General features: G+C 68.4%; 17 protein-coding genes. 7 read left to right on the top strand and 10 right to left on the bottom strand.

The features are described 5' to 3' along the window. The first annotated feature begins 7 nt into the window (after positions 1-7). Positions 8-892 carry a glucose-1-phosphate thymidylyltransferase RfbA gene (rfbA, locus tag ACFY5D_RS15800; protein ID WP_387531808.1) on the top strand — a complete coding sequence of 295 codons (885 nt, stop codon included), beginning with the start codon at positions 8-10 and terminating at the stop codon, positions 890-892. 141 nt (positions 893-1,033) lie between these two features. Here rfbA and ACFY5D_RS15795 read toward each other — a convergent pair whose 3' ends face one another. Then, complete coding sequence (locus ACFY5D_RS15795; RefSeq protein WP_387531805.1) at positions 1,034-2,515, bottom strand: NAD-dependent succinate-semialdehyde dehydrogenase; 1,482 nt, start codon at positions 2,513-2,515, stop codon at positions 1,034-1,036. Positions 2,516-2,680: 165 nt separating this feature from the next. Continuing rightward, complete coding sequence (gene rsmI / locus ACFY5D_RS15790; protein ID WP_387531802.1) at positions 2,681-3,529, bottom strand: 16S rRNA (cytidine(1402)-2'-O)-methyltransferase; 849 nt, start codon at positions 3,527-3,529, stop codon at positions 2,681-2,683. Between the two features lie 60 nt (positions 3,530-3,589). On the opposite strand from rsmI, the gene ACFY5D_RS15785 reads away from it, so the two are divergent. Both ACFY5D_RS15785 and ACFY5D_RS15780 read left to right on the top strand, forming a co-directional pair. Beyond that, positions 3,590-5,200 carry a dolichyl-phosphate-mannose--protein mannosyltransferase gene (locus ACFY5D_RS15785; RefSeq protein WP_387531799.1) on the top strand — a complete coding sequence of 537 codons (1,611 nt, stop codon included), beginning with the start codon at positions 3,590-3,592 and terminating at the stop codon, positions 5,198-5,200. Positions 5,201-5,300: 100 nt separating this feature from the next. Further along, entirely contained in the window at positions 5,301-7,151 is a 1,851-nt protein-coding gene (locus ACFY5D_RS15780; RefSeq protein ID WP_387531796.1) for an AMP-dependent synthetase/ligase, read from the top strand. Between the two features lie 128 nt (positions 7,152-7,279). Here ACFY5D_RS15780 and ACFY5D_RS15775 read toward each other — a convergent pair whose 3' ends face one another. From ACFY5D_RS15775 to ACFY5D_RS15760, 4 genes are all read right to left on the bottom strand, one after another. Continuing rightward, a complete protein-coding gene (locus ACFY5D_RS15775) occupies positions 7,280-8,716 on the bottom strand; it encodes a TIGR01906 family membrane protein (protein ID WP_387531794.1) in 1,437 nt (478 codons plus the stop codon). Between the two features lie 207 nt (positions 8,717-8,923). Continuing rightward, positions 8,924-10,390, bottom strand: coding sequence for an adenosylhomocysteinase (gene ahcY / locus ACFY5D_RS15770; RefSeq protein ID WP_387531791.1), 1,467 nt, complete (start codon positions 10,388-10,390; stop codon positions 8,924-8,926). A 7-nt stretch (positions 10,391-10,397) separates the two neighbouring features. Then, positions 10,398-10,616 carry a Trm112 family protein gene (locus ACFY5D_RS15765; protein ID WP_387531789.1) on the bottom strand — a complete coding sequence of 73 codons (219 nt, stop codon included), beginning with the start codon at positions 10,614-10,616 and terminating at the stop codon, positions 10,398-10,400. Between the two features lie 10 nt (positions 10,617-10,626). Then, a complete protein-coding gene (locus ACFY5D_RS15760; protein WP_387531786.1) occupies positions 10,627-11,025 on the bottom strand; it encodes a DUF3499 domain-containing protein in 399 nt (132 codons plus the stop codon). Between the two features lie 112 nt (positions 11,026-11,137). Here ACFY5D_RS15760 and ACFY5D_RS15755 point away from each other — a divergent pair, with 112 nt between their 5' ends. Further along, a complete protein-coding gene (locus tag ACFY5D_RS15755; RefSeq protein WP_387531783.1) occupies positions 11,138-11,662 on the top strand; it encodes a metallopeptidase family protein in 525 nt (174 codons plus the stop codon). A 25-nt stretch (positions 11,663-11,687) separates the two neighbouring features. Here ACFY5D_RS15755 and ACFY5D_RS15750 read toward each other — a convergent pair whose 3' ends face one another. From ACFY5D_RS15750 to ACFY5D_RS15740, 3 genes are read right to left on the bottom strand one after another with little or no spacing between them, the layout of a single operon-like run. Beyond that, positions 11,688-13,802, bottom strand: a complete 2,115-nt coding sequence (locus ACFY5D_RS15750) for a DUF5719 family protein (protein ID WP_387531780.1) — start codon at positions 13,800-13,802, stop codon at positions 11,688-11,690. Further along, positions 13,799-17,197 (bottom strand): glycosyltransferase, encoded by a 3,399-nt coding sequence (locus tag ACFY5D_RS15745; RefSeq protein ID WP_387531777.1) that lies wholly within the window; start codon positions 17,195-17,197, stop codon positions 13,799-13,801. The genes ACFY5D_RS15750 and ACFY5D_RS15745 overlap by 4 nt, the downstream gene beginning before the upstream one ends. 29 nt (positions 17,198-17,226) lie before the next feature. Beyond that, complete coding sequence (locus tag ACFY5D_RS15740; protein WP_387531774.1) at positions 17,227-17,757, bottom strand: WhiB family transcriptional regulator; 531 nt, start codon at positions 17,755-17,757, stop codon at positions 17,227-17,229. Positions 17,758-18,044: 287 nt separating this feature from the next. Here ACFY5D_RS15740 and ACFY5D_RS15735 point away from each other — a divergent pair, with 287 nt between their 5' ends. After that, positions 18,045-18,779, top strand: a complete 735-nt coding sequence (locus tag ACFY5D_RS15735; protein ID WP_387531771.1) for a TIGR03089 family protein — start codon at positions 18,045-18,047, stop codon at positions 18,777-18,779. 127 nt (positions 18,780-18,906) lie between these two features. Here the strand turns inward: ACFY5D_RS15735 and ACFY5D_RS15730 are convergent, their stop codons facing one another. Next, a complete protein-coding gene (locus ACFY5D_RS15730) occupies positions 18,907-19,479 on the bottom strand; it encodes a GtrA family protein (protein ID WP_387531768.1) in 573 nt (190 codons plus the stop codon). Between the two features lie 193 nt (positions 19,480-19,672). On the opposite strand from ACFY5D_RS15730, the gene ACFY5D_RS15725 reads away from it, so the two are divergent. Both ACFY5D_RS15725 and purE read left to right on the top strand, forming a co-directional pair. After that, complete coding sequence (locus ACFY5D_RS15725) at positions 19,673-20,860, top strand: 5-(carboxyamino)imidazole ribonucleotide synthase (protein ID WP_387531765.1); 1,188 nt, start codon at positions 19,673-19,675, stop codon at positions 20,858-20,860. After that, complete coding sequence (purE, locus tag ACFY5D_RS15720; protein ID WP_387531762.1) at positions 20,861-21,391, top strand: 5-(carboxyamino)imidazole ribonucleotide mutase; 531 nt, start codon at positions 20,861-20,863, stop codon at positions 21,389-21,391. Position 21,392: the final 1 nt, after the last annotated feature.

Genomic DNA, 21,392 nt, shown 5'->3' with positions numbered 1-21,392 from the left:
TGTGCCCATGAGGGGGATAATTCTTGCCGGGGGCACGGGTTCACGCTTGCATCCGATCACGCACGGGGTTTCAAAACAGCTGGTACCCGTGTACGACAAGCCGATGATCTACTACCCGTTGAGCACCTTGATGCTCGCGGGAATCAGGGACATCCTGGTGATTACGACCCCGGCGGATGCCCGCCAATTCCGCGAGTTGCTGGGCGATGGTTCGCAATTCGGGATCCGGCTGGACTACGCCGTCCAGGAATCCCCGGACGGCCTGGCCCAGGCGTTCATCATCGGGGAGGAGCACATCGGGGACGGGCCCGTCGCGTTGGTGCTGGGCGACAATATTTTCTACGGCCCGGGCTTCGGCACCCAGCTTGCCGATTTCCATGGCAGCTCGGGTGCCTCCATCTTCGGGTACTGGGTCAAGGATCCCGGCGCCTATGGCGTGGTTGAATTCGACCAGACGGGCAAGGCCATTTCACTCGAGGAAAAACCGGAGAAGCCGAAGAGCAACTACGCGGTGCCCGGCCTGTACTTCTACGACAACACGGTGATCGAGCGAGCCCGACACCTTTCGCCCTCGCCGCGTGGCGAACTTGAGATCACCGACATCAACCGCCAGTACCTGGACGAAGGATCGCTGCGGGTCAACGTGCTGGCACGCGGCACCGCGTGGTTGGACACGGGGACCTTCGATTCGCTCAATGACGCGTCGAACTTCATCCGCACCATCGAGGCCCGCCAGGGACTGAAGATCGGGGTGCCTGAAGAGGTCGCCTGGCGCAGCGGATACATCGACGACGCCTCGCTGGAGTCGTGCGCGCGAAAGCTCGGCAAGAGCGGCTACGGCGCCTACCTGCGCATGCTGCTGTCAAACAAATTCGAGGACCCGTACCACTAACGGCACCGGTGCCCCGTGTCGGCCGTTTCCGGTCCGACCCTGCAAAGACAAAAGCGGTGTTCCGCCTTCCTCCCGGTATGCCGGAAGGAAGGCGGAACACCGCTCTAGACGCCGCGGCGCCATGGCCGCAGGCGGTTTTGGTTAGACGGCGTACGGGTCGGCAATGCCGATGTACTGGGTGGTGGTGTACTCGGCGAGGCCCTCGGCTCCGCCTTCGCGGCCCAGACCGGACTGCTTCACGCCACCGAACGGTGCCGCGGCGTTGGAGATGACGCCGGCGTTGAAGCCAACCAGGCCGAACTCGATCTTCTCGGCCACGCGGAACAGGCGGTTGTGGTCCTTGGTGAAGACGTAGGAAGCCAAACCGTACTCGCTGGCGTTGGCCAGTTCGATGGCGTGTGCCTCGTCGCGGAAGGTGGTGATCGGGGCAACCGGGCCGAAGATTTCCTGGCGGAGGATCTCGGCGTCGTTGGCGACGTTGGTCAGCACGGTCGGCTGGTAGAAGTAGCCCGGGCCGTCGACCGGCGCGCCGCCGGTGATTGCCACGGCGCCTGCCTCGATGGCCTTGACGACCAGTGCGTGCACGTCGTCGCGTGCGTTGCCGTCGATCAGCGGGCCGACGTTGGTGGTCGGCTCGGTGCCGCGGCCGGTCTTCAGGGCGCCCATGGCCGCCGCGAACTTGGCCGTGAATTCCTCGGCCACGGACTCGTGGACCAGGAAGCGGTTGGCTGCGGTGCAGGCCTCGCCCATGTTACGCATCTTGGCTGCCATGGCGCCCTCGACTGCGGCGTCGATGTCTGCGTCCTCGAAGACCAGGAACGGTGCGTTGCCGCCCAGTTCCATGGAGGTGCGCAGCACGTTCTCGGTGGCGTCCTTCATGAGCATCTTGCCCACGGCGGTGGAACCGGTGAAGGACACCTTGCGCAGGCGGGAGTCGGCCATCAACGGGCCGGAGATCTTGGAGGCGCTGGCCGAGGAAACGACGTTCAACACGCCTGCCGGCAGGCCGGCTTCCATCATGACCTGGGCGAAGAGCTGCGAGGTCAGCGGGGTGAGCTTGGCGGGCTTGAGCACCATGGTGCAACCTGCGGCGATGGCCGGGGCGACCTTGCGGGTGGCCATGGCCAGCGGGAAGTTCCACGGGGTGATCAGGAGGCACGGGCCGACGGGCTTGGTCTGCACGATCATCTTGTTCTTGCCCTCGGGGGTGGTGAGGTAGCGGCCGTAGTCGCGTACCGTCTCCTCCGAGAACCAGCGCAGGAACTCGGCGCCGTAGGTGACCTCGCCGCGGGCTTCCGCCACCGGCTTGCCCATTTCCAGGCTCATCAGCAGGGCGAAGTCGTCGGCACGCGCGGTGACCAGGTCGAAGGCGCGGCGCAGGATCTCGGCGCGTTCGCGCGGTGCGGTCAGGGCCCACGAGGCCTGGACGGCGTCGGCTGCGTCGAGTGCTGCCATGGCGTCTTCGCTGGTGGCGCTGGCCAGGGTGGCAAGCTTTTCGCCGGTGGCCGGATCGAACACGTCGAAGGTGCCGCCGTCGGAGGCATCGCGCCATTCGCCGTTGATCAGCAGGCCGGTGGGAACGGAGGCGATCAGCGCGGCTTCACGCTCTGGGGTAATGGTCATCGGGGCGTTCTCCCTTGAACGAAAGGTATCGGGCGGTGGAACATTTCCCTGCCCACGCTAGTGGGGCAGAGTGTGGCTGTAAATTTCTATCTGCACTATGACGCACCCCAAGCGTTGTGCAGGTATCCCAAAGGATCGGGTGCCGGCCCCGGACCGGGCTCCGGACTAGGCGCGTGCTTCGAGCACCGCGGCGTACAACTCGCGCTTGGAGACGCGTTCCGTTTCGGCGACTGCAGCCACCGCTTCCTTCAGGCGCAGGCCCTCCGTGACGAGTTGCTGCACCTGTGCCACGTGGTCGACGGCGCGGGCGGGTTCCCCGGCCGGGGCGCCGCCGATGACCACGGCGATTTCGCCGCGGACCTCGCCCTCGGCCCAGAGCAGCAGCTCGCCGAGGTTGCCGCGGATGACCTCCTCGTACATCTTGGTCAGTTCGCGGGCGATCGCACCGGGGCGGTCTGCCCCGAAGGCGTCGCGCAGCGCACGGATCATCGCATCTAGGCGGTGCGGGGCCTCGAAGAACACCATGGTGCGCTGCTCGGTGGCCAGGTCCTCCAGGCGCTTGGCGCGCTCCCCCGCCTTGCGCGGCAGGAAACCCTCGAAGGTGAAGCGGTCGGTGGGCAGGCCCGAAAGCGCCAGTGCCGTCAGCACGGCCGAGGGACCCGGAACCGCGGTGACGGTGATTCCCGCCGCCACGGCGGCCTCCACCAGCTTGAATCCGGGGTCCGAGACCGCCGGCATGCCCGCATCCGAGACCACCAGGATCGTGGCGCCGCCGGCGACAAGCTCCAGCAGTTCGGCCAGGCGGTGGGTCTCGTTGTGTTCGTGGTAGCTGATCAGGCGTCCCGGGACCCGAACGCCCAGGCCCTGGGCCAGGTGCAGGAAGCGCCGGGTGTCCTCGGCCGCGACGACGTCTGCGCTCTTCATGAGTTCGATCAGCCGCGGGGAGGCGTCGGACAGGTTGCCAATGGGGGTTGCCGCGAGGACAATCTGGCCCGGCTTTTCTTGAGTTTCCACACGCCAAGCCTACTCGCAGCGCCGCCCTCCCCGCGCACGCGGGGGCCCGCCGGTAGAGTAATGACGGTGAACACAGCATCCCCGCAGACCACGCGCCGCTGGGCCATCGACCCCGACCAGGCCTTCAGCGTCCAAGCGCTGCGCGAGAGGCTCATCGGGAGGGTCTTCGTCCCCGGGCTGTGGGGCTGGATCGTTCCGCTGGCCGTGACGGTTCTGGCGGGCATGCTGCGCTTCACCAACCTCAACCACCCCCACCTGCTGATCTTTGACGAGACCTACTACGTCAAGGACGCGTACACCATGATGCACGCGGGCTACGAGCTGGAGTGGGGCGAGAACCCCAACGACGCGTTCATCAACGGGCACCCCGAGCCGAAGAACACGGCGTCCTTCGTGGTGCACCCGCCGCTGGGCAAGTGGCTGATCGCGGGGGGCATGTGGCTCTTCGGCACGGACAACGGCCTGGGCTGGCGCTTCAGTGCCGCGCTCTTCGGCACGTTGTCGGTGCTGCTTATCGCGTTGGTCGCGCAGAAACTGTTGTCCTCGGTGGTCCTGGGCGGTCTGGCCGGCGGGCTGGCAGCCATCGACGGACACCAGATCGTCATGTCCCGCACCGGGCTGCTGGACATCTTCCTGATGTTCTTCATCCTCGCCGGTTTCTGGGCACTGCTCAACGACCGCTTCCACGGCCGCGAGAAACTCGCCAGGGCGCTGGCCACCGTCGACGGGAAACTGCCCGACCCCCGGCTGCTGGCCTACGGCCCCTGGATCCTGTGGCGGCCCTGGCGGCTGCTGGCCGGCGTGATGCTCGGCTGCGCGGCCGGCGTGAAATGGTCGGCGCTGTCCTTCATCGCGATCTTCGGCCTGATGACGGTGCTGTGGGACCTATCGGCACGGCGCCGCGCAGGCATCAGGCACTGGATCGTCGGCGGGGTGCTGCGCGACGGAATCCCAGCGTTCATCACCATCATCCCCACGGCATGCGCCGTGTACCTGGCGACCTGGACCGGCTGGCTTGCCACGTCGGGCGGCCGCTACAGGCAGTGGGCCGCGGAGAACACGTCGGACACCTGGGGCTGGGTCCCGGCCTCGCTGCGCTCGCTGGCCGAGTACCACCGCGCCGCCTATGCCTTCCACCAGGGCCTGAGTTCCCCGCACGGCTGGGAGTCATCCCCGTGGAGCTGGCTTTTCGCGGGCCGACCCGTGCTCTTCTTCTACGAGTCGCGCAGCAACGGCGAGTACGGCTGCCTGGACGCCAATTGCGTCCAGGGCATCACCGACCTGCCCAACCCGATCATGTGGTGGGCGGCAACGCTGAGCCTGCTGTTGCTGATCTTCTACTGGATCGGCGCCCGCGACTGGCGCGCCGGGGCGATCCTCGGGGTGATCGCCGCCGGCTTCCTGCCGTGGTTCGCCTACCCCGAACGAACCATGTTCTTCTTCTACACGCTGCCCTTTGCACCGTTCATGGTGCTGGCGCTGACCTACGTGCTGGGCAGGTTCCTGCCCCCGGACGCGCATTCCCCGTGGCACAGGCGCCGCCTGCTCATGCTGGGCATGTTCGTGGCGCTGGTCGTCGCCGTGTCCGCCTTCTTCTGGCCGATCTGGTCCGGGCAGATGGTCACCTACGACGACTGGCGCATCCACATTTGGATGCCGAGCTGGTCCTAGGCCCGCCCGACCCGAACCGCCGGATCCGGCCGGCGGATCCGAAGCACCGGCGCCGGCCCGCACCCCGACACCTTGACCACCCCGACAAGCAGGAACATTCATGCGCGAAGCAAGCACCGAAAAACTCATCGACCTTCCCCCGGGGTTCAACACCACCCAGCTGCTGGTGGACAGGCTCGCAGCCGGCGGCGGCGCCCCGTTGTTCAGCGTCAAGCGCGACACCGCATGGCACGACGTGTCAACGGCCGACTTCGTCGCCGACGTGCGCTCGCTGGCCAAGGCGCTCATTGCCGACGGCGTGCGGCCCGGGGACCGCGTGGCCATCATGTCCCGCACCCGCTACGAGTGGGCTCTGGCCGAGCAGGCAATCTGGTTTGCCGGCGCCATCTCCGTGCCGATCTACGAGACCAGCTCCCCCTTCCAAGTCGAATGGATCCTGCGTGATTCGGGGGCCAGGCACGTGTTCGCCGAGGACTCCCAGCGCGTCGGGGTGGTCCGCGCGGCGGTGGCCTCGCTGGGCGAAACCGTCACGATCTGGCCCTTCGAATCCGGTGCCGACGACGCCGCCGACTCCCCCATCCCCGCCGGCGGGCTGCGGCGGCTGCTGGAGCGGGGCGCCGCGTCGGTGGTCTCGGAGGCCGATGTGGAGGCCGTCCGCACCATCGCCGGGCTCGCGGACACCGCAACGCTGGTGTACACCTCGGGCACCACGGGCCGCCCCAAGGGCTGCATGATGACCCACGCGAACTTCTCCGAGGTCGCCGTGAACCTCGCCCCGCACATGGCCAAGGTGCTGGGCGACGGTGAACGCACCCTGATGTTCCTGCCGCTGGCCCACGTCTTCGCCCGCGCAGTGCAGCAGGTCTGCCTGCACGCGGGATCCACGATCGCCCACACCCCGTCCGCCGCGACGCTGGTCGAGGACATGGCAGCGGTGAAGCCCGGCTTCCTGCTGGCTGTCCCGCGCATCTTCGAGAAGATCCGCGCCACCGCGTTCGCGACCGCGGAGGCCGCCGGCAAGGGCGCGCTCTTTGCCCAGGCCGAGGCCGTCGCCATCCAGTACTCGAAGGCCGCGGATGCGCGCGGGCGCGGCGAACGCGTCTTCCGCTCCCCCGTGCTGCTGGCCAAGCACGCGCTGTTCAACAAGGTGCTCTACCCGAGGCTGCGCGCGGTGCTCGGCGGGCACGCCCGCTACACGATCTCCGGGGCCAGCGAGCTGAACGCCGACCTGGCGCACTTCTTCCGCGGCGCCGGGCTGGGACTGCTGGAGGGCTACGGGCTGACCGAGACCACGGCCCCGGCCACCGTGAACATGGCCGACGACGTGCGGGTCGGCACCGTGGGCATCCCGATCCCGGGAACCACTATCCGCATCGCCCCGGACGGGGAGGTGCTGGTCAAGGGCATCGGGGTCTTCGCCGGCTACCACAACAACCCCGAGGCCTCGGCGGGCGCCTTCGACGCCGACGGCTTCTTCAAGACCGGCGACACCGGCACCCTGGACGAGGCCGGTTTCCTGAGCATCACGGGGCGCAAGAAGGACATCATCGTCACCGCCGGCGGCAAGAACGTCGCGCCCGGCCCGCTCGAGGAATACGTCCGATCCGACCGGCTGGTCTCCCAGGTGGTCGTCGTCGGCGAGAACCGCCCGTTCGTCGCGGCCCTTGTCACGCTCGACGCCGACGAGCTGGGCCCGTGGTGCAAGGCCAACGGGTTGCCCCCGCTGTCGCCGGCCCTGGCCGCGGTGCACCCGCTGGTGCTGGCCACGGTGCAGCATGCGGTGGATGCGGCGAACACCACGGTGTCGCAGGCGGAAACCATCAGGAAGTTCGTGGTGCTCGAGAACGATTTCACCGAGGAATCGGGGCATTTGACCCCCTCGATGAAGCTCAAGCGCAGCAGCGTGATCGACTCGTTCGCCGCGGAAATCGACAAGCTCTACCAGCGCTAGAACCGGCACCCAGGCCGGCACAAGTCCGGTCGCCGACGCACAGACACAGGCGCACAAGAGGGGCCCTGCCGGGTTCGGGGATTTGGATCCCGAACCCGGCAGGGCCCTCGCTGTTTACCAGGTCGTTGCTACTTCAGCCCGAAGACCCGCGCATCCTGGCGCAGCCGCGAGGCCTCGCGGCGCTTGGCCGTCGGCCAGGTGGCGATGAGCGTGATGACCGAGGTGAGCACGACCAGCAGCGCGATGGCGATCGCCGCGTCGACCCAGAACTGCGGCGGGTAGAGCCGGATCAGCGTGTCGGAGTAGTTGAACGTCCAGGTGCCATTGGCGAAGAAGATCTTGTGGAAGCCGGTGAAGAAGGCCTCCCAGCCCAGCACCGCCAGCGTGCCCAGCACGGCGAACAGCCCCAGCGTGGCGACGGCGCCGGCAAAGAGCCCGCGGCGGATGCCGCCGGCATAGCGCTTGCCCAGGTAGACGAGTGCCACCACCACGAGCGCCGCAAGCAGCAGGCCCGCCAAGTAGGTGGTGGAGATGACGTTCTTGACGTCCAGCATGTGCTGGACCTCGGTGTTCAGGAACAGCGGGTTGCCCAGCGTGTCGCGCAATTCGCCCAGGTAGCGGGAGTCCGCGAAGTTGTTCAGGTAGTCGACGCCGTAGGAACCGTAGAGCATCCGGTCCGAGGTGCTGAAGCCGAAGCCGTCCGCCGGGAAACCGGGGCGCTGGTAGGCGATCCAGAGGAAGACCGGGCTGGCGGTCAGGCGGATGGCCAGGATCAGCAGCACGAACGGGTAGGCGACGGCCAGCAGGACCTGCAGGGTGCGGGCCAGCGGCGGCTTGGCACCGAGGGCGGCCTCGCGGGCGGCACGGCGCTCGCGGGCGGCGCGGGTCGGTTCCGGAACCGGCGTGTACGCGCCGAAGACCCGGTTGCGTGCCTCGGCAACGGCGGAGGCAGTCAGCGCCGCGCTTGCCGCGGCGGGGTCGTCGATGGCGGAGTCGTCCGCGGCGGATCCGGCAGCAGCGGGGGTCGGCAGCGCCCGTGTTTCCGGGGCCTTCGCGGACGGGTCCGCAGGTGTCGCGGCGGTCGGGGTCGGGGCCTGCTTCGGGGCCGGCGCCCTGAGCGGTTCGACGGGGATCCGGGCGATGACGTCGTCGATCTCCTGCGGGTCGCGCGCCGGGGCCGCCTTCGGCGCGGGGCCGGCGGTGGCCGCGATGCTGGACGCCGCGGCGGCCGCGGCGCTGATGGCCGGGTTTGGCGCAGCCGGGGCGGTTGCCGGGAGTTGGTGCTCGACCGGCTCGTCCACTGGTTCCACCAGTGACTCGGCTTCCGGGAGGACCATCGGGGAGGGCGCGGATCCCTTGGCTGCGGCTGCGGCACGGGAGGCGGCGATCGTCGCCTCGATCTTCGCTGCGGCGGCCGCTGCGGCGGCGCTCAGCGGCATTGCCTCGGCCTTGGCCGGGACCTTGACGGGTTCGGCGGCCAGGACCGCGGCGCCGGCACCCGGCTCCGCCGTTTGCGCCGTCCGGGGCTCCGGTTTGCCAGCCTGGGGTTCGTCCTGCTCTGCCATGTTCTCCCTCACAACTAATGACAATTGGCGACGTGCCTGTGCGGGGACTGAGGCATACTTGCCGGGCCCGGAACACACCACTGTGCAAGCCTATCGAGACATGTGCCCAACCGGCTGCTCACCGCGGTGTTCGCGACCCAGCGTGTCGGATGCCGGGCCCCGGTTCCGCCGTCCCCGGCGGCCGCGATCGGGAAGGCAAAACGGCACTCAGTAGCGGTAGGTTTCCGGCTTGTACGGACCCGCGGCATCGAGCCCCAGGTACGCGGCCTGGGCCGGGTCCAGTACCGTCAGTTCAACGCCCAGGGCGTCCAGGTGCAGCCGGGCGACCTTCTCGTCGAGGATCTTGGGCAGCACGTGGACCCCGTTGGCGTAGGCGTCCGTTCCGGCCTTGGTGAACAACTCGATCTGGGCGATCACCTGGTTGGTGAAGGAGCTGGACATCACAAAGGACGGGTGGCCCGTGGCGTTGCCGAGGTTCAGCAGGCGCCCCTCGGAAAGCACGATGATGGAGCGCTCCGCCTCGGTGCCGGTCCCGAAGACCCATTCGTGGACCTGCGGCTTGATCTCGACCTTGCGGACGCCCGGGATGTCGGCGAGCCCCGCCATGTCGATCTCGTCGTCGAAGTGGCCAACGTTGCCCACGATCGCCTTGTTCTTCATGCCCTGCAGGTGGGCGGCGGTGATGATGTCCCGCCCGCCGGTGGTGGTCACGAAGATGTCGCCCCGGGCGAGCACCGTTTCAAGCCTCGCGACCTGGTAGCCGTCCATCGCGGCCTGCAGCGCGCAGATCGGGTCGATCTCGGTGACGACGACCCGGGCGCCCTGCCCGCGCATGGCCTCCGCGGCGCCCTTGCCCACGTCTCCGTAGCCGCAGATGACCACGACCTTTCCGCCGATCAGCACGTCGGTGGCGCGCATGATCCCGTCGGGCAGCGAGTGGCGGATGCCGTACTTGTTGTCGAACTTGGACTTGGTGACCGAGTCGTTGACGTTGATCGCCGGGAAGCGCAGCGTGCCGGCGGCGGACATCTGCTTCAGCCGCAGGACCCCGGTGGTGGTTTCCTCGCTGACACCCAGGATGCGCCCGGCGATGCGGGTGAACTTGGCGGGGTCCTTGGCCAGGGCGGCGCGCAGGGTCGCCAGCACGATGCCGTGCTCGTGGCTTTCTGCGGCCTCGGGGCCCGGCACCGCGCCGGCGGCCTCGTACTGCGCGCCCAGGTGCACCAGCATGGTTGCGTCCCCGCCGTCGTCCAGGATCAGGTTCGGGCCCAGCTCCGGGTCTTCGGCGGCCCCCGGCCAGGTGAGGATCTGCTCGGCCGTCCACCAGTAGTCCTCGAGGGATTCGCCCTTCCAGGCGAACACCGGGACCCCGGCGGGGTTTTCGGGGGTTCCGGTGCCCACCACCACGGCCGCGGCGGCCTCGTCCTGGGTGGAGAAGATGTTGCAGGAGGCCCAGCGCACCTGCGCGCCGAGGGCCACCAGTGTTTCGATGAGCACCGCTGTCTGCACCGTCATGTGCAGGGACCCGGCAATGCGGGCCCCGGCCAGCGGCCGGGAATCGGCGTATTCGGTGCGCAGGGACATGAGCCCCGGCATCTCGTGCTCGGCCAGGCGGATCTGGTGGCGTCCGGCCGCGTGCAGCGAAAGGTCTGCGACCCTGAAATCGATGCCCATCGCCGGTTCACTCCCCCGTGGGTGCGGGGCCCGCCCCGGAATCGGCGGGGATCACCGTGGCTTCCTGGGCCAGCAGCATCGGGATGCCTTCGACGATCGGGTAGCTGTAGCGTTCGCCGTTCTCGCCGGTTCCGGTGGAAACCAGCGCGGCGCCGGACTGCACAAGTTCCGAGCCCGTCAGGGGGCAGCGGAGCAGGGATGAAAGTTCAGTGGAAAGATTCGACATGCAACCCAGTTTAGGGCTCCATGTTCCCCTCGCGCAGTACGCGCAGGTGCCTGCGCGTCAGGTGGGAGCCGGAGCCGGGTTCGATCGCCGGGGGCGAGGTGCGCGGGGCCGGGACTTCGCCCGCAGGTTCGACGGCGACCTGGGCTTCCTGTTCCCGCACGGCCCGCGCCAGCGCATACAGGTCGTCGCTGCTCAACGGCGCTTCGCTGGGCAAGGCCAGGCGCAACACTTCCCACCCCAGCGGCACGGTCAGGCGGGCCGCATGGGTGGCGCACAGGTCATAGCAATGCGGCTCCGCGTACGTGGCCAGCGGGCCCAACACGGCGGTTGAGTCGGCATACACATACGTCAAAGTCGCAATGGCCGATTGACGGCACGCCGAACGTGAACAAAGTCTGGAAGATCCCACGGTTAGACAGACTACCCGGTTCCGCGCCGTTTGCCGCGACGCACCGCCGCGGGCCGGCACAATGCCGCGCCGATGCGGTGCCGGGGCGCGCTGCCTGGCCTAGTCTTGGGTCATGGACAAACACCTGTCGATCGACCTGGATTCCATCGATCCGGAGGAACCCGGGCAGGGCGCCGAACAGGGCGAGTGGCGCGGCTTCAGCAGGCGCAAGCGCAACCGCCACGGGCGCGGGCGGCGCGGGCCGATGCTCGATGCCCGGCTGCCCGGAGCGCGCACCCGCGAGGAGCACTTCGAGGACCTGCTGGTCGAATCCGCCGAACGCCTGGCCGACCGGTGGGGCGACCGGGTGACGGCCATCGACTTCCGCCTGATGCTGGTGCCCAACGCGAAGGTCCTGGCCAAGGTGCAGGCCACCGGCTCGCGCGTGCCGTGGGCCACCAGCCGCCCGGGGCGACCGGGACGTCCCGAGCGCATCACCGTGTACCGGCGCCCCATCGAGCAGGCCTGCCCGGTCCCGGCCGAGCTGGCCGAATTCGTGCACATGGCGGTCGTCGAACAACTGGCTGAGCTGTGGGCCATGGACCCGCAGGACATCGACCCCGGCTACCGCGGATGGGGCAACGGGTTCGGGGACTAGGTCCGCGAACCGCGGCTCCGCGGACCTAGTGGCGCAGCTGCACCTGGACGCCCTCGCGTCCCACCGGGGCGTCGCCCAGCGGAAGCACGGCGATGCCCGCCGAGCCTTCCTCGATGGTCGTTGCCGCGTAGCTCGGGGCGCCGCTGGCCGAGAGCATCACGGCCGCAACGTCTGACCCCAGGTCGCCGGCGGCAAGCACCACCGTCTTGGAGCCCGAGAGTTCGATCTTCCGCTCCGCGCCCAGGGCCCCGTTCCTGCCCAGCGGGCGGACCGTGACCGTGGAAGCGTCCGCCGGCGCGTTGAGCACCAGCTTCGCATTGCCGAACTCCGGCATCACCACCAGGTGCTCGCTGCCGATCCGCGCGGCGCCGGGCGCCCAGGCCTGGTCCATCGGTTCGGCGGCCTTGGTTCCGCGCACCAGCTTGACCGCGGCGCTGACGGCCGAATCCCCCTCGACCACGACCGTGTAGGCGCCGGCCGGGAGGCCAGTCAGCGGAAGTCTGGCCGTCGCGTTGGAGGCCACGACCAGCTCCCCGCCACCGGGGACGGCCACCTCGCCCGCGGCGCCCAGGAGGCGGACTTTGACGGTGGCACCCTCGGCGGAGGTTGCCGCCACGTGGAGCTCGGGAACCGCGTCGGCGGTGGCCGCGGACCCGGCCAGCTCGCCCGCCTGCTTCGGGTCCAGCAGGACCACGCCGGGGATGACCTGGCTGTTGGCGGCCGGGGTGCCCGCGACCAGGTAGTCGACGCCGCCCGGGACCAGCCCGCGCAGGGTGCTTTGCTGGATGGTCGCGTTCACCCGGCCGCCGGATGCCACGACCTTCAGCGAGAGCGATTTCTCGTTCGGGGCGTAGGCGGCAAGGACCAGCGACTTCGATTCGCCAGGTGCGATCGCCACGGATTCCAGGTTCGGCGCGGGGATCATGCCACCGGTGCCGCGCAGGTCGATGCGGACCTGGCTCACCGACGACGAGGAATTCACCAGGTGCAGGATCGAGGTGGTTCCTCCGGTGGTCGAGGCCCCAGTGATCCAGGACTCGGCGGCGGGGGCAGTGCACGGGGCCGCGGCCAGCCCGGCCAGGTCCCCGTCCTTGGCGGTGTAGTAGCGTGCGGCAGCGGACAGGGACTGCACGCCGCCCAACGGCTGGGTGCGCAGGCTCAGCGGTGCGTCGTGGGCGACGCCGCCCGCGACCACGCCCTTGCGCTGCGAGGTTCCGTCCTTGGCCGAGCCGGTGAGCGTGGCGGCCTCGGCCTCGTCGAGCCGCGGGGCCAGTTGCTGCCCGGCCGTTCCGTTGGCTTCCAGCAGCTGCGCGCCGGGGATGCGTCCCGCGGTGTCGGAGAGCGCCGCGGCACGAACCAGCGACCTGGCGTCCTTCGATGCCGGGGCGAACTCGGGGTCGGTTCCGCTTCCGGCGCCCTTGAGCAGGCGCACCGAGGCGGGGCAAGTGGCCAGCGAGTCGCCGGCGGGCAACGTGGTCAGTTCCGTGGTTGCGCCCTGGGCCGGAAGCTCGGGCGGGAACAAGGACCCGGCTGCGATGGCCGCGGCCCCCAGGCAGAGCACGGCAACCGAGCCGACGACGCCCAGGACCTTGCGTCCGGCGGCTGGTTCCTTGGCGGGACGGCCACCGGCTGCGGATTTTGCCCCGCGCGCTGCGGCACGCGCCTTCGGCTCCGACGCACGCGCGGCACCCGCCGGCGCCGCCTCGTTCGTCGTGGCGGCTTCCTTGGCGGGTTCGCCCTTGCCGGAACCGGCTTGGTTCGATCCGGCTTGGTCCGATCCAGCTTGGTCCGATCCAGCTTGGTCCGATTCGGGCTTGACCGATTCGGGCTTGACCGATTCGGGCTTGACCGATTCGGGCTTGTTCGATTCGGTCACGCCGGATTCTGGCTTGATCGATTCAAACTTGGCGGGATCTTCCTTGCCGGCCGGTGCCCGGTCGGCAAGATCCCCGGCGTCCGCCGCGGGGGCGGCAGGAGCCGGAACCCGGGCCTCGGAAACTGGGGCCTCCGCGGCCACTGCCGGCTCCGCGGGCTCCGGCCGGGCGGGCTCCTGTGCACTGGCTTCGGGCCTGCCCAGTGAGATGCGCCGGCGCTTGGAGCCGCGTTCGGCCTCACGTCGTTCGCGACGGGATTCGCTCATGACTTGTTCTCCTTGGCTCGCGTCTCGCGGTGTCCGCGATCGAGCTCGTTGATGCTTTCGGCGTTTCCGCGGGTGCGGTATTCGTCCAGCCGGCGCGTGGCGAACCGGCGGCTGCGCGGAATCGGGATGGCCAGCAGCAATGCCAGCAGCAGCACGGTCCATTGGGCGATGGCCACGGGAATCTCGAACGGACTGCGGTAGCCGACGTTCAAGGTGCCGCCCTGCGGGCCCAGTTCAAAGCCCTGCGCCCAGGCCAGGGACTGCGTTCCGGCGGCCCCGGCCAGCCCCGCGCTGTTGGGCCCGACGGTCGTCCGCTTCAACGGAACCCCGTCAAGGGTGGCCCACCAACCCGCATCGGCGCGCTCGGAAAGCACGACCATCCGGCTGCCCTCCCCCGGCGCCACGGTGGCGTTGGAGACCTCGGCCCGGCGAGACGGCAGCAACGCGGTGGTTTGCCCGTTGGTGGTCACCCGGACCCGGGAAGTGAAATCGGTGGCGTTGTCGGCACCGGCCACCTCGGTCTGCTGTTCGACCCGCCACAGCCAGCCGGCATCGGTCTTGCCCACGGGCACCAACCCCTGTACGGAGTCAAGCTGCGCGACCAGGGCCGAGGCGGTGTCGTCGCTTTCCTGCAGCACCACGAATCCGGTGCCCAGGGAGGCCAGCGCCGCGCGCGGGTCAAGGGCCGAATCGGAGACCAGCATGGCCACCGTCGACTCAATGAGCTTCTCGGCAGCGTCGTCCCCGCGCACCTGCGGGTTCAGCAGGTTCCCCCGGAGGCGTTCCGCGGTTGCGACCTGGGACAGCGCGTCCGCGGTGGTTCCGGAGCCGTTCATCAGGGCCGCCGAAACCGCGCCGTCCGTGCCCTGGGCCAGCACCAGCGTGCGGTCCTCGTAGCGGCCAAGCCCCCTGTCGGCGGCCGTGGCCGGCAACGTGCGCGGGGCAACCGCGCGCAGCGCACTGGTGGTTCCCCAGGAGGTCTGGGCGGCATCGCGTGGGGCGCCCTGGGACAGCACCCAGTTGGCGCCGCCGGCAACGATTGCCAGCGCCATCAGGGAGGATGCCACGGCCAGCGCGCCGGCCGGGGCCTTGCGTGCCGGGTCCACGGTCGATCCCTCGCGGTCCACCAGCGCGGCGGGTGCCGGGTCTTCCTGCTCCCGGCGCAGTGCCGCGAGGCCCAGCGCCGCGGCGAACAGCATCGCCAGGAGGAAACCGGAGACAAACGGGGCGTTGGACGGGCTCACCAACGAGTTGCCGGAAACCGCGGTCGGGACCAGGCCCGCGCCGTAGCCGGCAACAAGCAGCAGCACGCCGAGCAGCCACAGAGCCCGGGGCAGGGCCGACTTCCGGCCGCCCTGGAACAAGGACAGCACGGCAAAAACGATCAGCGGGGCGCCGATGGCCAGTGCCAGGACAAGCGCCCACGGACCCGAGGGCAGGAAACCGAAACCGGCCGGGACGGTCCACGGGTCGAAGTCGACGGGGAAGCCCAGGGCCTGGGCCCACAGCGGCGCCGGGGCGAAGGCCAGCGGCAGGCCGGGATCGGCCAGGGCCGCCCGCGGGTTGCCCAGCGCGGCGATGAGCAGCGGGGCCTGGAAGACGATCGCCGGAAGCGGTACCCACCACAGGGTCTTGGCCCGCGATCCCAACGGGATGGCGCACAGGATAATGAGCACCACCACGGCCAGGCCGAGCGACGGGGAGGCCGCCGCAACGGCGGCCAGCAACAGCGAGGCCGAGGCCGCAGCCGTCCACGACGGGACACCGCCGAATCCGGGGCGGGAAATGTTCTGCGTCTGGGCCCACGGGGCACGCGCCTTGGTGTCCGCCGCGGCACCGACCGTGCGCAGGAGCGCCATCAGCAGCAGCGGAGCCGCAACGTGCACCAGCGCGGCGCCGGCGCGGCCGGAGGCAAGCGACACCTGAAGCACCGGGGACAGGCCCCAGAGCAGTCCGCCGACCATGCGGGCAGCGCGCGAACGGGTCACGGCACCCAACCCCAGCCAGGCGCTGAGCGCCGCAAGCGGCATGGCCAGCAGGGTCAGCACGACCGCCGCGGCGTTTGCGTTGCCGCCGCCGAGCAGCGAGCCCAGCCAGATCAGGAAGTCGAACGGGTCGGCTCCGCCGGGGACGCCGGCACCGAGGTTCTGCCACCAGGTCGTGGCGTTGGTGAAGATCTCGCCCGCGGTGGTCGAGAGCGGGAGCAGTGCCCCGCCGGCGACGGCGGGGGCGCCGATCAAGGCACGCAGTCCGACCAGGGAGACGGCCAGGGTGCCAAGGACCGCCAGGATTGCGCTGACGATGGCCGAGGTGCGGGCCGGGGCGGCGAGCGCCGCGAAGTCGTTGCGGGAATCGCCGCTCGGGGCTTCCGAGGTCAGCGCGCCGGTGCCGTCGCCGTACACCTGCGCATGGTCGATGCTCTCAAGCATGTGCTTGCGGTGCTCTCGCACCTTGGACTGGTCCGTGAGGAGTCGCGCGATCGAGTTTCTCGGCACGCGGCGGGTCTCGGCGGCCGAGGCCCTCGAGCGGGAAAGTTTCAGGGGCGAGCCGACTGCGCGCAGCGTTGCGCCCAGCTGCCCGAATGCGTAGGCCGGGTCCTTGGCCAGGAGGGAATCAAAGAACCTGTAGAGGCCGCCGAGCACGGCGCCGACCACCAGGAACGGAACCTTCCAGGCGGCGGCGTGCTTCAGGCGCATGAAGACCTCGGCACGGCGGGTCTCGTGGGGTCCGGCCAGCGCCCTGACCACTTCGGCCTTGTGGTAGATGCGGGCCTGCGGCACCACCACCACGCGGTGTCCCATGAGGCGGTTGCGCCAGCAAAGGTCCATGTCGTCGCCCAAGCCGGGCAGCGCGGGGTCGAACCCGCCGAGCTCCTCGAAGACGTCGCGGCGGATCAGCATGCCGGCACTGGTCACGGCGAAGGAGTCGGTGCGCGCGTCGTACTGCCCCTGGTCGACCTCGTCGATTTCGATGAGGGTGACCCGCTCGGCGTATTCGTTCACGCCCAGGCCGACGTCCAGCAGGCGGCGCGGGGAATCCAGGTCGAGTTGCTTGCAGCCGGCGATGGTCACCGATTCGGTGGCCTCGACAACCGTGAGCAGCTTCTCCAGCGCATCGAGTTCGGGCACCGAATCATCGTGGATCAGCCACAGCCATTCGGTGCGCCCCGCCTTCGGCTGGCCCAGCGAATCGACGGCTGTTTTCACGGACCGGCCGAAGCTGTGTGGCGCGACGGAAAGGATGCTCGCATCCGAGGGAAGGTGCTTGCGCAGCAGTGCCTCGGAATCGTCGCTGGATGAAGCGTCGACTCCCACGAACCTGTCGATCAGACGTGTCTGATCCCGCAGTGCGGTGAGGGTTCGTGGGAGAAAAGCTGAGCCGTTGCGGGATGCCACAACGGCGGTAACGTGGATCGTAGGGAGAATTAGACTGCTCGTTTCCGTAAACGTCGACGTTCACGCTCTGACAATCCGCCCCAAATACCGAATCGTTCATCATTGGTCAATGCGTATTCCAGGCACTCGGAGCGCACGCTGCATGAGCCGCATACGCGCTTCGCGTCCCTTGTCGATCCGCCCTTTTCGGGGAAGAACGCTTCCGGGTCGGTTTGTGCGCAAAGCGCCTGGGACTGCCAGCCCAGTTCGCCATCTTCGGATTCGGCCCCCAAGCCTATCCAGATGGCCTTTGAAGGATTGCCACCGTCCAACTCCGCGTCGAGGCTTGGCGCCCACGACGGGGTTGGCGCTCCCGCAAGTTCGTTGACCGCGTCGTGGGCCAACAAGAATGCAGCTACTTGTTCTTCGCTGCTCAGAACCTGGGAATCACTGTCGCCATCGGCCAAGGTGGCCCCTGCCGGATCGACAAACCAGTCCGACGGCACGTTTCGCGACCCGAACTGGGCCGGCGCGACGCCCCGTACTGCCGCTTCTTCGAAGCCGCGATCCACGTTCCCCATGGTTCATTAACCTTCCGCTGTAACGAATTCGATTGAAAACTAGACCTTAGGAAAACAGCGACGGCTCCTCAATAAAAAGCCGCCGCGAGACAATTTCGCTCTCCCGGACGGTTCACTATCTAATTACACTGGTGTAACTCCGGATGCGTCAAGTGGAGGCGACGATTTTAGCGAAAGTTATCGTAGATTTAGAGTCACGCCACGCCCGCGACTTCAGTGATAGACACCAGCAAAACAGCAACCCCGTGAATTCCCCGTGAATTTCGGGCATGACAAGGAGCTTCCCCATGGCTTTTGATACCAATTCGTTATCTCCCGTTGAGGCCCTGCTGTCGCCGGTCCGGCACTCCACCCATCCATGGCTCACCTGGTACTCGCAAAACGGCGAGCGCGTCGAGCTCAGCGGCCGGGTCTTCGACAACTGGGTCGCCAAGAGCGCGAACCTTTTGAGCGAAGAATTTGATTTAGCCCCCGGAGACACCGTCGCCACCGACATGCCGGGGCATTGGAAGTCCGCCGCGCTGGCCCTGGCGTGCTGGCATTTGGGTGCCGAATTGCGCTGCGTCGCACCGGGAACGGACCCCGGAAGCGTGGACCTCTTTGTCACGGCTTCCCCCGAAACGCTCAATGTGGGCGGCTCGGTCGAGGTGCTGGTTGTCCCGCTCCCCTCGCTGGCAATGTCCTACGACGGCGAGCTTCCGGTGGGCTCCACCGACTATGCCGCCGAGGTGCGAGCCTACGCGGACTCCTACTCTGCCTCGCCCATCGACACCAGCGCGGTGGCCCTGGCCTCTGCGAACGGCGCGGACGGCGGGCAAAGCTTCAGCGAGCTATTCACCCCGGCGGGCGCGGAGGGAACCACGCTCGCAACCACAGCATGGCCGCTTGAGCGCCTGTTGCCGGCGCTCGTCGGCCTGTGGGCAAACGGCACCCCGGTGGTGCTCGTCGAGGAAGGCGTCGCGGTCACCGACCGCCTGCTGTCGGGTGAACGAGTGGTGAACCGGCTGGACCAGGCCGCCTAGGGACTGCTTCCCGGCGCACTCCCATCCCCCGGATGCAAAAAAGGTTCCCGTCGTTTCCACCCATTGGATGGAAACGACGGGAACCTTTTTGTCTTGCGGCCGGGCGTTGCCCTGCCGCAAGGAAAAGCTACTTGGCTGTTTCGCTCTCGGCCTGTGCCTGCTGCGGTTCTGCCGGGGCGGCGATCTTCGCGGTGCTGCCGGTTTCGGCACCCATGCCGATCAACTCGCGATCGTGCGCGAAGGCTTCTTCCTCGTCCAGCTCGGCGCCGAAGACCCAGAAGCGGTAGGCGAAGAAGCGGAAGATGGTTCCCAGCACCAGGCCCACGACCGAACCCGCAATGAACAGGCTGGTGGTGTCGGTCAACCCGATCCAGTACTTGGTGATCCACACGCAGGCCGCGGCGATTCCCAGGCCGATGGCGTTCATGATGAGGAACATCACCAGTTCGCGCACCACGTTGGCCTGCCGGCGGTGGCGGAACGTCCAGAAGCGGTTTGCAACCCACGAGAACATGGTGGCCACAACGCCCGCGACGATCTTCGCCTTGACCTCGGAGTCGTGCATCGGGCCCTCAAGCATCCACAGGTAGATGCCCGAATCGATGATGAAGGCGACACCGCCGACAACACCGAATTTCGCGACTTCGCGCCACATCATCGACACGAGGCCGTTGAGCCTGCCCCAGATCTTCGTCTGCATGATCCTCCACGGATTGGTTTGATAGCACCGCCCCGAAAACTCGAGATCCGGGTGCAAAGGTGCGGTCGAACCGCGACTTCATGACCCGGTCAACCTAAGTATTCTAATGCGGTTCACTGAAAGTTACCCAAGAATGGTGTCCAAAGTCGCTTCGGCTCCGCTTCGCGCGACCGGCGTTGGGTAGGCTATGTAGGTGACGTTTCCAGTAATTGGCGTTGTTGGCGGAGGCCAACTCGCACGCATGATGGCCCCCGAGGCATTGAACCTCGGATTCGAACTACGCATTCTGGCCGAAGGCCCGGATGTCTCAGCTGCGCGCTCCGTTGCCGACGCACCGGTGGGTGACTACAAAGATTTGGCAACCCTGCGGGAATTCGCACGCGGTGTCGACGTACTCACGTTCGACCACGAGCACGTGCCGAACGAGCACCTGCAGGCGCTGATTTCCGAGGGCGTCAACGTTCAGCCGCGCCCCGCCGCGCTGATCCACGCCCAGGACAAGCTCGTCATGCGTGCCGCGATCGAGGAACTCGGCCTGCCCAACCCGGCGTGGGCCGCGGTCGAAACCGTCGAGGAGCTTGTCGCCTTCGGCGAGAAGATCGGCTGGCCCGTCGTGCTCAAGACCCCGCGCGGCGGCTACGACGGCAAGGGCGTGCGCATGATCGACGACGCCACCGAAGCCCGCGAGGCGGCCGACTGGTTCGGCAACGGCGCCCTGCTGGCCGAGGACAAGGTGGCGTTCACCCGCGAGCTTTCCGCGCTGGTGGCCCGCACCCCGTCCGGCGACTCCAAGGCCTGGGACGTGGTGCACACCATCCAGGTCGACGGCGTCTGCGACGAGGTCATCGCCCCGGCCCAGGACATCTCCCCCGAGGTCGCCCACACGGCAGAGGCCGCGGCCCTGAAGATCGCCAACGCCTTCGGCGTCACCGGCGTCATGGCCGCCGAGCTCTTCGAGACCCCGGGCGTCGGCGCGGGCTTTGTCATCAACGAGCTCGCGATGCGCCCGCACAACACCGGGCACTGGACGATGAACGGTTCGATCACCAGCCAGTTCGAGCAGCACCTGCGCGCGGTCCTTGACCTGCCGCTGGGCGCCACCGACGCGCTGGCCGAAATCACCGTCATGAAGAACTACCTCGGCGGCGAGAACCAGGACCTGTACTCGGCATTCCGCGCGGCCCTGGCCGCCGAACCGCGCGTAAAGGTCCACGCCTACGGCAAGTCGGTGCGTCCCGGACGCAAGATCGGGCACGTCAACGTCGTGTCCGAGCCGGGCGAAAGCGCCGAGTCGCTGCGCGCCCGTGCCAACACCGTCGCCTCATTGATCCGCGACGGCGTCCCGGCGACGACCGCCGCCAGCACCGAAGGACAAGCATAAATGTCGAATGAAACCCCGCTCGTCGGACTGGTCATGGGCTCGGATTCGGACTGGCCTGTCATGCGCCTGGCCGCCGAGGCCCTCGCCGAATTCGGCATCCCCTTCGAGGCAGACGTCGTCTCCGCGCACCGCATGCCCGAGGACATGATCGCCTACGGCAAGGAAGCCCACACCCGCGGCATCCGCGTCATCATCGCCGGCGCCGGCGGCGCCGCGCACCTTCCGGGCATGCTTGCCTCGGTCACCCCGCTGCCGGTCATCGGCGTCCCGGTGCCGCTGAAGACGCTCGACGGCATGGATTCGCTGCTGTCGATCGTGCAGATGCCGGCCGGCGTCCCCGTTGCCACGGTGTCGATCGGCGGGGCGCGCAACGCTGGCCTGCTGGCCGCACGCATGCTGGCCACCGGAACCGACGAGCTTGCCGCATCGCTGCGTACCCAGCTCATCGAGTTCGCCGAGGGTCTGCGCCAGGTCGCCTCGGACAAGGGTGCCGCGTTGCGTGCAGCCGCATCCGCCGAGTTCGGCGAGTAAG

The organism is Paeniglutamicibacter sp. NPDC012692 (genome assembly GCF_042901625.1).
Taxonomy (GTDB): Bacteria; Actinomycetota; Actinomycetes; order Actinomycetales; family Micrococcaceae; genus Paeniglutamicibacter.
The sequence above is the reverse complement of the archived record's forward strand: the minus strand, read 5'-3'. Positions and strand labels throughout refer to the sequence as shown.